Source organism: Tistrella sp., from assembly GCF_002684955.1.
GTDB lineage: Bacteria > Pseudomonadota > Alphaproteobacteria > Tistrellales > Tistrellaceae > Tistrella > Tistrella mobilis.
In genome coordinates, this window is record NZ_NYWI01000042.1 from 66558 (window position 1) to 79911 (window position 13354).

Here is a 13354-nt window from a genome sequence, read left to right on the forward strand (position 1 = left end):
CGGACACGCCCGGCACGCAACAACCTGTCTCAGGCGCGTCCGGACGGCCGCGGTCCCGCTTATATGTCACAACCCACTGTAATCCCGCTCTTATTTTCGGACGGACACGTCAGCACTGCTGACACTATTCTGGCATCAGAGCGGCGGATGTCATGCATGAGTATTCTTCAAGGCGAGACGTGAAATCCTGTCGGGTGAAATGTGTCTCACAAAGCGAGACTCTATGGCGATCCTGGCGATCGAGGCGTCCCTCTTGGCCGGCACCGCCCGACGGCCTATAAGCTGGCAGGTCTCCACGCGCTTTCGATCGGCATCGCCGCAATGTCCTTCCCCACCTCCGGCCCCGGCCGCGGTGCCGCCCCCAGCCGCGGTATCACCCTGGTTCTGATCGCGCTGACCGCTCTCGGGCCGCTCTCGACCGATCTCTATCTTCCCTCGCTGCCGGCGATGGGGCGGGATCTGGGCGCGGACGCCGCAACCGCGCAGCTGACCCTGACCGGCTATATGTGGGGGCTGGCCCTTGCCCAGCTGGTCTATGGCCCCGTCTCGGATGCGCTGGGCCGCCGGCCGGTGCTGATCGCCGGCATGACGGTGCAGGTGGTGGCTTCGGTTCTCTGTCTCTATTCCGCGACCATCGACCAGCTGGTCATGGCCCGGGTGCTGCAGGGGGCCGGCGCCTGTGCCGGGGCCGTGATCGGCCGCGCCCTGGTCCGCGATCTGTTTCCGCCCGAACGCGCAGGATCGATCTTCGCCTCCATCACCTCGGCAACCGCACTCGCCCCCATGGTGGCGCCGATGATCGGCGGTCAGATCGAGGTGCTGTTCGGCTGGCGCGGCAATTTCGCCGCCCTTGGTGTGATCGGCATCCTGCTGATCGCAAGCGCCGTCACCATCCTGCCGGAGCCGATCACCAATCGCGATCTCAGCCGGATCCGGCCGGTCGCGATCCTGAGAGCGATGGGCGAGTTGCTCCACGACCGCCGCTTCGTCGGTCTCGGCATCTGCACCTGTTCGGCCTTCGGTGCCCTTTTCGCCTGGGTGTCGAATTCCTCGGTGCTGCTGATTGAGGGCTACGGCATCCGGCCCGAACGTTTCGGTCTGTATTTCGGGCTGGCGGTCGCCGGCTATGTAGCGGGCGCCGGCATCGGCGGGCGGCTGGTCATGCGGCTCGGCTCGCTGCGCCTGCTGACCATCGGGCTCGGCCTGATGGCAACCGGCGGTCTGGTCATGCTGGCCCAGACATTGACCGGCACCGACACCGCCCTCGGTGTCACGGCCGGCGCCGCCTTCCTGCTTGCCGGTGCGGGCTTCGCCCTGCCCCAGGCCTTTACCGCGGCCATCCTGCCCTATCCCCATATGGCCGGCACCGCCAGTGCGCTGATCGGCAGCACCCAGATGACCACGGGCGGCATCGTCGCGGCGGCCACGGCGCCGCTTGCCGACGGCACGCCGATCCCGATCGCCGGCACCATCCTGGTGCTCGCCGCCATCGCGCTCACCGCCAACCGGCTGTTGGTCCACCGGCCCACCCGGCCGGTCTGAACCGCAGGCCGTCAGCGGTCGAAGCGCTCTCCGGGATAGGCCGGCGGATTGGACAGCCGCGAGGGCTGAGAGGGTGCCGGGCGCGCCGGCTGCTGCGCCGACGGCTGCCCGGGCCGGGCAGGGGCGGCGCTCTCCTCGCCGAACAGGCCGCGCAGCAGGCGCGAGAGCGGGTCATCCGACGGCGGCACCACCGGCGCCGGCGCCCTGATGTCCAGAACCGGCGGCGGCACCAGCATCATCCGGCCGCCCCCTTCCGACATCGCACGTGCCCAGATCTTGGCCGGCAACCGGCCGCCGGTCACGCCGCGCATCGGCGCATCATCGTCATTGCCGACCCAGCCCCCCGCCGCGACCGCGCCGGTATAGCCGATGAACCAGGCATCGCGGTAATCCTGGGTCGTGCCGGTCTTGCCCGCGATCACGGCGCCGCGCAGCTGCGCGGCGCGGCCGGTGCCGGTCTCCACCGCCTTGACCAGCATGGCGTTGATCGCCTGAACCGTATGGGCAGAGAGCACCGGTTCGGCCGGTTCCGGCGCGGCGCGCTGATAGAGCACGGTTCCGTCGGCTGCCCGCACCTCCTCGATCGCCCAGGGCTGAACCGGGCGCCCCTGATTGGCTAGCGCCGCATAGGCCGCCGTCATCTCCAGCAGGTTCTCCGACCCCGTCCCCAGGGTCACGCTCGGAACCCTGGGCAGGTCGCCCGACAGGCCCAGACGGCGGGCGGTCGCGATCACCCGGTCGCGCCCGACCTCTTCCGCCACCCGCACGGTCGCGGTGTTCAGCGAGCGCACGGCCGCCTGGACCAGAGGCACTTCGCCCGCATAATCCGGCTCGAAATTCGCAGGCGACCAGCCATCCACCGTCACTGGCGCGTCCAGCACCAGGGTGTTCGGCTCCCAGCCCGCTTCCAGCGCCGCCAGAAAGGCGAACAGCTTGAAGGTCGATCCGGGCTGGCGCCAGGCCTGGGTCGCCCGGTTGAACTGGCTGGCACGATAGTCCCGGCCACCGACCATCGCGAGCACGCCGCCATCGGGCGCCACCGCCACAAAGGCCCCCTGGCCGGCCTTGAGTTTGGGCCCGTCGGCGGCCAGAACCTCGCTCACGGCCGATTCGGCCGCACTCTGCAACTCCGCATCCAGGCTGGTGCGGACCACGATGTCGCGGGTGGTGGGCTCCAGATGGGCCGAAAGCTGGTCCAGCACCCAATCGGCGAACCAGCGCCGGTTGGTGGCCCCCACCGTCGCCCGGGCCGAGGGGGCAAGCTTCGGCACCCGCACCTCTTTCGCCGCCTCCGGCGTCAGATAGCCGACATCGACCAGGTTCTGGACCACCGCCCTCATCCGCCGCTCGGCCCGCTCGGCCGCCGATGTCGGCGCATAGGCCGAGGGCGCCTGCAGAAGGCCCGCGAGCATCGCCGACTGGCCGACATCAAGCTCCTCGACCGGCTTGTCGAAATAGCGCCGTGCCGCCGCATCGATGCCATAGGCCCCGGCGCCGAAATAGGCGCGGTTCAGATAGCGGGCCAGGATCTCGTTCTTGTCGTAGACCGCTTCCAGGCGGAGCGCCATCACCGCTTCGCGCAGCTTGCGTTCGAAAGAGCGTTCCGGAGTCAGGAACAGCATCTTGGCCAGCTGCTGGGTGATGGTGCTGCCGCCCTGCACCACCCGGCCGGCCGAAAGATTGGCATAGACCGCGCGGCCGATGCCGAAGATGTCGATGCCGGGATGGTCGTAGAACCGCCGGTCTTCGGTCGACAGCACCGCCTCGACCAGGGCCGGCGGCAGATCATTGACCGTGATCTGGCGGCCGGTCAGCCGGCCATAGACGGCGATCGCGGTTCCGTCGCGGGCCAGCACGGTGATACCCGGCTCCGCCGCGGGCTTGTTCAGCTCGTCAAGCGAGGGCAGGTCCCGCAGCACCCAGGCGATATAGCCGGCGAAAATCAGGGCAACCACGCCGAGCGCAATGCCTGCCCGGCGCAACCAGCGCCGCGGCGGCCGGCTGCCGCCGTCACCGGATCCCCCCTTCCCTGTCCCACGACGCCCCGTACCACGACGCCCGCCACCGCCGCCACTGCCCGATGGCCCGGCTCCACCACCAGAGGTGCGGCGCTCGGCCATCAGGAACGGGCCATCCTCTCCCGGGGCCTCGACGGCAGCCGACGACAGCACGGGATCACGACGGACGGGAACTGAAGCTCGGCGCATGGACGGCGGGTCTCGGAACGGGACGGGAACAGGGGCACGGCATTTGCGGACACTACGTGGAACGGCCTGTTCCAGGTCGTGACCTTCATGCGACTTTGCCGGATCAGCCGGTGGACGCATACTCGACGTCGAACCCAGCCGGAGGACACCCCCATGAGCCAGGCCGCAACCGCGCCCATGCCCGCAATCTACATCCCCCATGGCGGCGGCCCCTGCTTCTTCATGGACTGGACGCCCCGCGACACCTGGGCCAGCATGGGCGATTTTCTGCGCGGGCTGATCCGGGGGCTGGCGGTGCGACCGCGGGCGATCCTGATGGTCTCCGCCCACTGGATGACCGACGATTTTGCCGTCACCGGTGCCGCGGCGCCGGAGCTGATCTACGACTATTACGGGTTTCCGCCACATACCTATCAGCTGCGCTATCCGGCGCCGGGCGATCCCGCGCTTGCCGGCCGGGTGGTCGACCTGCTGGGGGCAGCCGGCCTCGCCGCCCATGTCGACCCTGCGCGCGGCTTCGATCACGGCATGTTCATCCCGCTGCTGCTCGCGGCCCCCGATGCCGACCTGCCGGTGGTTCAGCTGTCGATCCGCAATGATCTGGATCCGGCCAGCCATCTCGCCGCCGGTGCCGCCCTTGCCGCCTTGCGTGACGAGGGCGTGCTGATCCTGGGCAGCGGCATGAGCTTCCACAACATGCGCGGCTATGGCGATCCCCGCTTCGGCCCGGTCTCCGACAGCTTCGACGCCTGGCTGACCGGTGCGGTGGAGGCGGCCCCCGCCACCCGCCATACGGCGCTGACAGAATGGGCGGATGCCCCGGCGGCACGGCTCTGCCACCCGCCCCGGGCGGAAGAGCACCTGATCCCGCTCATGGTCGCCGCGGGTGCAGCACCCGAAGGACGGGGCCGGAAGATCTTTTCCGACCGGGTGATGGAGACGACGGTTTCAGCGTTCCGGTTCGATTGACGCAGGTGAGCAGCTCCGCACCCGCGGCCCCGCCTCATTTGCGAATGAGATAACCGATCAACCCGGCTGCTGCGGCAGAAAGAACCGACATCGCCCACTTCTTCTCATCGACAGACGCAGCAACCGACGTCACCGTCAAAAAGCAAAAGACGATGATGAGAATGACGAAGCCTGCGGCCATCAAAAACAGGGTGACGTCCTTGAACAGACGCACCTGGCGCTCACCGGCCGCTTCGTCAGGAGAAATCTTCACGTCGAGCCTGTGCCCCGACGGAGGACGATCGAGATCAATCGTGTTCACAATCCGACGATCTCGGTCTCGACGCGCTCAGATCCGGGTTCAATGAGCCCGAGCTTCAATCCGCGCCGCTTGCCCTCCCGGGCCGCCAGATACAGCTGGAGCGCCTTCCGGAAAATTTCACTCCGGTCGGTCTCGCTCTCCCTTGCCGCCTGATCGATTTCGCGGCCGAGGTCGTCCGACAGGATCAGATTCAGTTTGACGCTCATCCCGACCTCCTTTGCCCGGATCACTCTGAAATATAGGAGCAATCCGGGCGAGGAGGCAATGGAGGCGAAGCAAGATACGGCGCTTTACACGTCCAGGTTGGAAACGTTCAGCGCGTTATCCTGAATGAAGTTGCGGCGCGGCTCGACCACATCGCCCATCAGGGTGGTGAAGATTTCATCCGCCTCGTCGGCATGATTGATGCGGACCTGAAGCAGGGTGCGGCTGTTGGGGTCCATGGTGGTCTCCCACAGCTGGTCGGCATTCATCTCACCCAGGCCCTTATAGCGCTGCACCTGAATGCCGCGGCGGCCGGCCTCCAGCACCGCCTCGAACAATTCGCGCGGGGCGACGACGCGCACTTCCCGGCCCTTGTCGAAGGCGATGGTGGCAACGCCGTCGAAGACCGGGCCGAGTTCGGCCAGATGCCGGCTGATCAGCCGCGCCTCGCCGCCGCGCGACAGGCTGGCATCGATGGCATAGCTTTCCTGCATGCCGCGCAGTTCGCGGCGCACCCGGATCCGCCGCACCTCGCCCGCCCGGCCGGCACCGGCCGAGGGGCCGATCTCGCCCTCCGCGGCACCGGTCTCGACCGCGAAGGACCAGCCGCGGTCATGCTCGTTCGCACGGGCATCCAGCCGGCTGACCAGGGCGGCACCGGCGCGTTCCGCCGCGGCCCTGTCGGCAAAGGCCGCCTCGGAAAGCGCACCGGCGAGGGCCGCTTCTTCCAGCAGCCAGAGCGGCGCGCGCCGTGCGATCGCCTTCAGCTGGTTGGCGACATCGCGTGAGCGCTCCACGATCACCCGCAGGTCGCCGCCGGCATGCTGGGCACCCGAAGCCAGGGTGAGAACGGTGTCCTCCAGCGCCTGGGCGATCAGGTGATTCTCAAGCTCCAGCTCGCCCTTCAGATACACCTCGCTCGACCCGCGCTTGATGCGATAGAGCGGCGGCTGGGCGATGAACAGATGGCCGCGTTTGATCAATTCGGGCATCTGGCGGTAGAAGAAGGTCAGCAGCAGGGTGCGGATATGGCTGCCGTCCACGTCCGCGTCGGTCATGATGATGATCTTGTGGTAGCGCAGCTTGTCGGGATCGAAATCGTCCCGGCCGATGCCGCAGCCGAGCGCCGAGATCAGCGTGCCGATTTCGGCCGAACTCAACATCTTGTCGAAGCGGGCGCGCTCCACGTTCAGGATCTTGCCGCGCAGCGGCAGGATCGCCTGATTGGCACGATTGCGGCCCTGCTTGGCGGAGCCGCCTGCCGAGTCACCCTCGACCAGGAAGATCTCGGACTTGGCGGGATCGCGCTCCTGACAATCGGCCAGCTTGCCGGGCAGGCTGGTGATGTCGAGCGCGCTCTTGCGCCGGGTGAGTTCGCGGGCCTTGCGGGCCGCTTCGCGCGCAACCGCCGCCTCGACCACCTTGCCGACGATCGCCTTGGCGTCCTGCGGATGTTCCTCGAACCACTGGTCCAGGCGCTCGCCCACCAGGTTCTCGACCGCCGGCTTCACCTCGGAACTGACCAGCTTATCCTTGGTCTGCGACGAGAATTTCGGGTCCGGCACCTTCACCGACAGCACGCAGGTCAGCCCCTCGCGCGCATCCTCGCCCGAGATCGCGACCTTCTCGCGCTTGGCCAGGCCGGAAGACGCCGCATAGGCGTTGATCGTGCGGGTCAGCGCCGCACGGAATCCGGCCAGATGGGTCCCGCCATCCCGCTGTGGGATGTTGTTGGTGAAGCAGAGAACGTTCTCGTGATAGCTGTCGTTCCACTGCATCGAGACCTCGACCGTAATCCCGGCCCGCTCGCCCGAGACCGTGATCGGCAGCGAATGCAGCGGCGACTTGCTGCGGTCCAGATAGCGGACGAAGGCCTCGATGCCGCCTTCGTAATGCATGCGGTGGACGGCCGGCGTCTCGGCGCGCAGATCGGTGAACTCGATCGTGACGCCCGAATTCAGGAAGGCCAGCTCACGCAGGCGGCGTTCCAGAGTGGCGGCGTCGAAATCGGTCTTGGTGAAGATGTCGGTCGAGGGCAGGAAGGTGATCTCGCTGCCGGTGCGGTCACCGGCCGGCCCCACGATCTCCAGCGGGGCCTCGGCATCGCCCATGCGGAAGCGCATGAAGTGCTCGTTGCCCGCCCGCCAGATGCGCAGCTCCAGCCATTCCGACAGCGCATTCACCACCGACACGCCGACGCCGTGCAGACCGCCCGACACCTTGTACGAGTTCTGGTCGAACTTACCGCCGGCATGCAGCTGGGTCATGATGACCTGGGCCGCCGACACGCCCTCTTCCTCGTGGATGTCGACCGGAATGCCGCGGCCGTTGTCGCGCACGGTCACCGATCCGTCCGGGTTCAGCACCACGTCGACGGTGTCGCACCAGCCGGCCAGGGCCTCGTCGATGGCATTGTCGACCACCTCGTAGACCATGTGGTGCAGGCCCGAGCCGTCGTCGGTATCGCCGATATACATGCCGGGACGCTTGCGCACGGCATCCAGGCCACGCAGGACCTTGATCGAGTCGGCGCCATAGGACGTGGCTGCGATGGCAGTCTCGGACGGGGAGTGTGCGGGCTGCTCTGTCATCGAACCGGTTCCATCATCCTCGGTCATGGTCGCCCGCCGCCGGCAGGGGAGTGCCGGCAGGGTCGACGATCTGGTCGCGGATCGCCGAGGCATCGGTGATCCGCACGAACTGCGCCCGTCCGCCGCCGAGCCCGGCGAAGAGCGGGCGGTCGGTGCCGGTAAGCCAGGCCTGGGCACCAAGCGAGACGAGCACGTCATAGAGCGCGTCGCGCCGCTCGGCATCGAGATGGGCGGCCACCTCGTCCAGCAGCAGGATCGGCGCCGATCCTTCCACCGTCCGTTTCAGCCGTGCCACCGCCAGCACCAGGGCCAGCAGCAGCGCCTTCTGTTCGCCGGTGGAGCAGCGCGCCGCCGGCATGCCGTTGCCCTCGTGGGTCACGGCCAGATCCGTGCGATGGACGCCGGCCCGGGTGGTCCCGGTATCGGCGTCGATCCCCCGGTTTTCGGCCAGCCGCCGGGCCAGCCCGTCTTCCACCGCAAGGGCGGGCTGGCCGGCAAGTGCCGCCTCCACCTCACCCTCGATAGCGATCCGGGCCTTGGGAAAGCCGTGGCCGCCCGCCGCCAGAACCGATTTCAGCTGGCTTGCGAAGCCCAGCCGTGCCGCCGCGATCGCAACACCCCTGGCGGCCATGGTCGCCTCCAGCGTGCCTAGCCATGCGGGGTCCCGCCGGCCGTCGCGAAGCAGCCGCGCCCTCTCGCGCATCGCCTGCTCATAGGCCGCGATCCGCCCGGCATGGTCGGGATCCAGCCCATAGACCAGCCGGTCGAAGAACCGCCGCCGATTGCCCGCCGCCTCGACGAACAGCCGGTCCATCGCCGGCGTCACCCAGAGGACCGACCAGCGCCGCCCGAGTTCCGCGGCACTCGCATTGCGGCCGTCGACCCGGACGATCCGGCGCTCGCGCTCCAGGCCGCCGCCGGCAAGGCCGGTACCGACCTCGACCGGCCCGTCGGCGGTCTCGACCGTCGCCGCCACCGCCCAGCCGCCGCCGCTTCGTCCCTCCACACCCGGGATCAGCCGGTCCATCTCTCCCAATCGCGCACCGCGCAGGCCGCGGCCCGGGGCCAGCATGGACACGGCTTCGAGCAGATTGGTCTTGCCGGCGCCGTTGGGCCCGGTCAGCACCACCGGTGCCGGGTCCAGCGCCAGACGCAGCGTCGGGTAATTGCGGAAACCGGTCAGCACCAGCCGGGTAATGGCCGGTCGCATCACCCCCGGCCGCAGAGACGCAGCGCCGGCGGTGGGCTCCGGGAAATCGGTGGGGTCGGGCGTGATCAAATCCGCATCGGCATCAGCACATAGAGCGCACCGGCATCCGCCGTATCGCGGATCACCACCGGCGAGGCTCCGTCAGCGATCGCCAGCTCCATCAGATCGCCGTCGATCTGGCCGGCCACATCGAGCACATAGCGCGAATTGAAGCCGATATCGATGTGCTGGCCCTCGTAGTCGACCGTCAGCTCTTCGCTCGCCGAGCCGTTATCCGGGCTGGTCACGGCAAGATCGAGCCGGCCGTCGGTGAGCGAGAACCGCACGGCGCGCGACTTCTCGCTCGAAATCGTGGCGACACGATCCACCGCGGCCGCGAAGGGCTTGCAGTCGATCCGCACCATCTTGTCGTTGCCGGCCGGGATCACCCGCTCGTAATCCGGGAACGAGCCGTCGATCAGCTTCGAGACCAGGACCACGTCGCCGAAGACGAAACGGATCTTGGTTTCCGACAGCGCCACCGATACCTCGGCATCGACCTCGTCGACCAGCTTGCGCAGCTCGCCGACCGCCTTGCGGGGCACGATCACGCCGGGCATGCCGGCGGCACCCTCGGGCACATCCGCCTCGACGCGGGCCAGACGATGGCCATCGGTCGCAACCGCACGCAGCCGCCGGCCATCCGGCCCCTCGGCCACATGCAGATAGATGCCGTTCAGGTAATAGCGGGTCTCTTCGGTCGAAATGGCGAAGCGGGTCTTGTCGATCAGCCGCTTCAGCTCATCGGCCGGCAGCGAGAAGGCGAAGGGCAGGTTGCCCTCGGCGATCTCGGGGAAATCCTCGGCCGGCAACACCGACAGCGCCGACGCATAGCGACCGGCAGTCAGCTTCACCTGGCCCTTGGCGGCATCCAGCGCCAGTTCGACTTCGGCGCCGTCGGGCAGCTTGCGGACGATGTCGTGCAGGGTGTGCGCCGGCACCGTGGTCCGCCCCGGCTGTCCCACCGTCGCCGGCACATCCTCCACCACCGACAGATCCAGATCGGTGGCGGTCAGGCGCAGCCGGCCCGAGGCTTCCGCCTCGACCTGCACATTGGCCAGGATCGGAATCGTATTACGGCGCTCGACGACGCTCTGCACGTGGGTCAGCGCGCGGAGCAGGGCGGCGCGTTCGATGGTCAGCTTCATGTGCGCTCCCGGTGAGGGCTGTCGATCGGCTTGGGGCATGCCCGGCCGGCAGATCTGAGAGGGCGGTGACGACCCCCGGAGACGGTTCCGGACTCTGGCCCCGTCAGGGGCTAGGAGTATACCGCCCGCCTGCGCGCGAAGCCAGTGTAACGGCAGATGTCACCGGGATGCGGACCGCACGGACGGGGCGGCGTGGATGCCCCCGGCTCAGCTCTCCAGCATCCGGCGCAGCAGCTCGATATCGTCGGAGAAACCGGCATCCTGACCGGCCAGTTCCTCGACCTTCTTGACCGCGTGCATGACCGTGGTGTGGTCGCGGCCGCCGAATTTGCGGCCGATCTCGGGCAGGCTCGACTGGGTGAGCTGCTTTGCCAGATACATCGCCCCCTGCCGCGGCCGCGCGATCGCGCGGGACCGCCGGGCGGAATGCATGTCCGAGACCCGGATGTTGAAATGCTCGGCCACCCGCTTCTGGATGTCCTCGATCGTCAGCCGGCGCTCATTGGCGCGCAGCAGATCCTGCAGGACTTCCTGGGTGGTCTCCAGCGTGATCGCCCGGCCGACCAGGGTCGCATGGGCGACGACGCGGTTGAGGGCGCCCTCCAGCTCGCGGACATTGGAGGCGATCTTATGGGCCAGGAATTCCAGCACCTTCACCGGCACCACCGCCCCCAGCTGATCCGCCTTCTGCTGCAGGATGCCGAGCCGCAGTTCATAGGTGGTGGGGTGGATATCGGCGACCATGCCCCAGCCGAGGCGGGAGCGGAGCCGCTCTTCCATGCCATCCAGATCGGAGGGCGAGCGGTCGCCCGAGACCACGATCTGACGGTTCTGGTCGACCAGCGCATTGAAGGTGTGGAAGAACTCTTCCTGGGTCGAGTCCTTGCCGCTGATGAACTGCACGTCGTCGATCATCAGCACGTCCACGGAGCGGAACTGCTCCTTGAACGCCATGGTGTCCTTGTAGCGCAACGCCCGGATGAACTCGTACATGAACTTTTCGGCCGACATGTAGACGACCTTGCGGCGCGGATTGCGGCCGCGGATATGCCAGGCGATGGCATGCATGAGATGGGTCTTGCCCAGGCCGACGCCGCCATAGAGGAACAGCGGGTTGAACTGCACCGTTTCGCTTTCGGCGACGCGAAGCGCCGCCGCATGGGCCAGTTCGTTCGGCTTGCCGCAGACGAAATTGTCGAAGGTGAAGCGCGGGTCCAGCCCGGCCGACCACTGATCGATCCGCTCCGCCGCACGGCTGCCCGCTTCCGCCTCGGCATCGGCGTCGGCGATGACGATCGCAGGCGCCGCCGCGGTGGCCGCACGCGGTGCCGCAGCCCGCACCGGGGCGGCGGCGGCAGCGGACCTGGAGGCCATGGGCGTCGGCACGGCCATCGGCACCGGTGGCAGATCCACCACCTCCGCAGGCCGGGGGGCCGGCTGTGCCGGCGCTTCTGCGGCCGCGGGTTTCACGCCGGCCACGGCGATGTCGACCCGGCGCACCGCCGGATTCTCCCACGACCACAGCACGCGGATGCGGTCGGCATAATGCGACACCACCCAGTCGCGCATGAAGCGGGTCGGCACCTGGATCGTCACCCGGCCATCGGCGACCGAAGCGAGAGCCAGCGGCTTCAACCAGGAATAGAAGGCGGCATCACCGAACTCGGTACGGAGCGAGTCGCGCACACGGGCCCATTGTGCCTCATATTCGGCGAAGTCAGCAGGATCGGAAACCGAGGTCATGGGCAGCGGCAGTCGGAGTTGGCGGGGGTCGTCCGGCTTCATGCGGACGAACGGCAACCGCGCCGCCCCCTCTCGGGCCACGACACGGCGGTGACGGACGGTCGGGTCAGTTCTGGAACCAGGGCAGCCCCGCCGCCTTCCAGCCGTTGACCGTACCGCGATGCCCGTCGGGGCCGACATCCCCCTCGAACCCGCCTGCAATGTTGAATGCCGTCTCATAGCCCGCAGCCGTGGCCGCGATGGCAGCAGCCCGCGACCGGGCGCCGCTGCGGCACAGGAACAGCACCGGCTGCTCGCGGCCGACGCCGGCCTCGGCCAGCGCATTGGTGAAGTCGCGGTTGGGCGCCATCTGCGGCCAGACCTGCCACGAGATCAGCTGCGGCTCCTTGCCCAGGGGCTGGAGCAGCGGCAGGCCCACGAACATCCATTCCTCGCGGGTGCGCACGTCGACCAGAACCGCGTCGGGCTGCTGCTCCAGAAAGGCCCACGCCTCCTCGGGCGTGACGTCGCCGGCATAGCCGGCCTGGGCGCCCGTGCGGGCCGATGCGTTGCGGCGGATGTCGTCGGTGCTGGCCATGGCGTCGCCTCGTGGCTCCTCTGGCAGATCAGGACGAAGGGATGGGGGACGCGGCAGGCAAAGGGCACGCGCATGGCCCGGGGCCACGGGATCCGCATGGTCAGGCCCTGGGGCCGCCTGCGGACAAAGCCTCTGCGTCATCATTCGATGTCCATGCATCGAACGACGCGCCGTCCACATCCGCTCTTCGAAAGGCTTGGGAAACAGGTCGGTCGAAACCGCCGGCGAGCATGCCTTGGATTCGATGGATCGGTTGCCTGATCGGGCATCCGGTCCGGAACCTCCGGTACGCTCGGCCGCTGTGGGGACGGACCTGCATTCGATGGGGCCTAGACTAGCCCCGGCCCGGGCGGCTGGCAACGGGTCCGAAATGCGAACGCGATCTTTTGACGCGATGCATCAATCCCGACACGACGACGCACGGCATGCGGAGATCGCATGCCGTGCGTCGAAGGATGTCGGGCTGCCTGCGACCATATGCCGAAGACTCTGGCTGTCACCTCCGGGCTTCCGGAGTTTCAGCCACGATCGGGCGCCGGACCGCTGCGGGCTCAGGCCTGCGACAGCGCCTTCACGCGCGCGCTGAGGCGCGAGATCTTGCGCGAGGCGGTGTTGCCGTGCAGCACGCCCTTGTTCACGCCGCGACGCAGTTCCGGCTCGGCGACGGCGAAAGCGGCGACGGCGGCATCCTTGTCGCCCAGGGCAAGGGCCTTTTCGACCTTCTTCACGAAGGTGCGGATGCGGCTGATACGAGCGCCGTTGATTTCGGCCCGGCGCGCGTTGCGACGGATACGCTTCTCGGCGGAGACATGATTGGCCATCA

The 13354-nt window shown here is 68.2% G+C and carries 11 protein-coding genes; 2 read left to right on the forward strand and 9 right to left on the reverse strand.

Annotation, left to right across the window (positions count from 1 at the left end; translation table 11 throughout):
• Window positions 1-321 precede the first annotated feature (321 nt).
• Entirely contained in the window at window positions 322-1542 is a 1221-nt protein-coding gene (locus CMO28_RS15500; RefSeq protein ID WP_296715045.1) for a multidrug effflux MFS transporter, read from the forward strand.
• 11 nt (window positions 1543-1553) lie between these two features.
• Here the strand turns inward: CMO28_RS15500 and CMO28_RS15505 are convergent, their stop codons facing one another.
• Window positions 1554-3662, reverse strand: a complete 2109-nt coding sequence (locus CMO28_RS15505; protein ID WP_296715047.1) for a transglycosylase domain-containing protein — start codon at window positions 3660-3662, stop codon at window positions 1554-1556.
• Between the two features lie 240 nt (window positions 3663-3902).
• Here CMO28_RS15505 and CMO28_RS15510 point away from each other — a divergent pair, with 240 nt between their 5' ends.
• Window positions 3903-4718, forward strand: a complete 816-nt coding sequence (locus CMO28_RS15510; protein WP_296715048.1) for a DODA-type extradiol aromatic ring-opening family dioxygenase — start codon at window positions 3903-3905, stop codon at window positions 4716-4718.
• 34 nt (window positions 4719-4752) lie between these two features.
• Here CMO28_RS15510 and CMO28_RS15515 read toward each other — a convergent pair whose 3' ends face one another.
• The 8 genes from CMO28_RS15515 to rpsT form a co-directional block, all read right to left on the reverse strand.
• Window positions 4753-5019: a hypothetical protein gene (locus CMO28_RS15515; RefSeq protein WP_014743525.1), complete on the reverse strand. Its 267-nt coding sequence runs from the start codon at window positions 5017-5019 to the stop codon at window positions 4753-4755.
• Window positions 5016-5225, reverse strand: coding sequence for a ribbon-helix-helix protein, CopG family (locus tag CMO28_RS15520; RefSeq protein ID WP_014743524.1), 210 nt, complete (start codon window positions 5223-5225; stop codon window positions 5016-5018). Before CMO28_RS15520 ends, CMO28_RS15515 begins: the two co-directional genes overlap by 4 nt.
• Window positions 5226-5309: 84 nt before the next feature.
• Window positions 5310-7814: a DNA topoisomerase (ATP-hydrolyzing) subunit B gene (gyrB, locus tag CMO28_RS15525; protein ID WP_062765890.1), complete on the reverse strand. Its 2505-nt coding sequence runs from the start codon at window positions 7812-7814 to the stop codon at window positions 5310-5312.
• Window positions 7815-7827: 13 nt separating this feature from the next.
• A complete protein-coding gene (gene recF, locus CMO28_RS15530; protein ID WP_062765893.1) occupies window positions 7828-9093 on the reverse strand; it encodes a DNA replication/repair protein RecF in 1266 nt (421 codons plus the stop codon).
• Complete coding sequence (dnaN, locus tag CMO28_RS15535) at window positions 9090-10211, reverse strand: DNA polymerase III subunit beta (protein ID WP_014743521.1); 1122 nt, start codon at window positions 10209-10211, stop codon at window positions 9090-9092. The genes recF and dnaN overlap by 4 nt, the downstream gene beginning before the upstream one ends.
• 207 nt (window positions 10212-10418) lie before the next feature.
• Window positions 10419-11954, reverse strand: coding sequence for a chromosomal replication initiator protein DnaA (gene dnaA, locus CMO28_RS15540; RefSeq protein WP_296715056.1), 1536 nt, complete (start codon window positions 11952-11954; stop codon window positions 10419-10421).
• Between the two features lie 106 nt (window positions 11955-12060).
• Window positions 12061-12531 carry a rhodanese-like domain-containing protein gene (locus CMO28_RS15545; protein ID WP_014747080.1) on the reverse strand — a complete coding sequence of 157 codons (471 nt, stop codon included), beginning with the start codon at window positions 12529-12531 and terminating at the stop codon, window positions 12061-12063.
• Between the two features lie 551 nt (window positions 12532-13082).
• Window positions 13083-13352, reverse strand: coding sequence for a 30S ribosomal protein S20 (gene rpsT / locus CMO28_RS15550; RefSeq protein ID WP_014747079.1), 270 nt, complete (start codon window positions 13350-13352; stop codon window positions 13083-13085).
• Window positions 13353-13354: the final 2 nt, after the last annotated feature.

Excerpts from the sequence above, each read along its gene's own strand:
- CMO28_RS15500 (WP_296715045.1), top strand. The coding sequence starts at position 322 with ATGTCCTTCCCCACCTCCGGCCCCGGCCGCGGTGCCGCCCCCAGCCGC.
- CMO28_RS15505 (WP_296715047.1), bottom strand. The coding sequence starts at position 3,662 with ATGGCCGAGCGCCGCACCTCTGGTGGTGGAGCCGGGCCATCGGGCAGT.
- CMO28_RS15510 (WP_296715048.1), top strand. The coding sequence starts at position 3,903 with ATGAGCCAGGCCGCAACCGCGCCCATGCCCGCAATCTACATCCCCCAT.
- CMO28_RS15520 (WP_014743524.1), bottom strand. The coding sequence starts at position 5,225 with ATGAGCGTCAAACTGAATCTGATCCTGTCGGACGACCTCGGCCGCGAA.
- gyrB (WP_062765890.1), bottom strand. The coding sequence starts at position 7,814 with ATGACAGAGCAGCCCGCACACTCCCCGTCCGAGACTGCCATCGCAGCC.
- dnaN (WP_014743521.1), bottom strand. The coding sequence starts at position 10,211 with ATGAAGCTGACCATCGAACGCGCCGCCCTGCTCCGCGCGCTGACCCAC.
- dnaA (WP_296715056.1), bottom strand. The coding sequence starts at position 11,954 with ATGACCTCGGTTTCCGATCCTGCTGACTTCGCCGAATATGAGGCACAA.
- CMO28_RS15545 (WP_014747080.1), bottom strand. The coding sequence starts at position 12,531 with ATGGCCAGCACCGACGACATCCGCCGCAACGCATCGGCCCGCACGGGC.
- rpsT (WP_014747079.1), bottom strand. The coding sequence starts at position 13,352 with ATGGCCAATCATGTCTCCGCCGAGAAGCGTATCCGTCGCAACGCGCGC.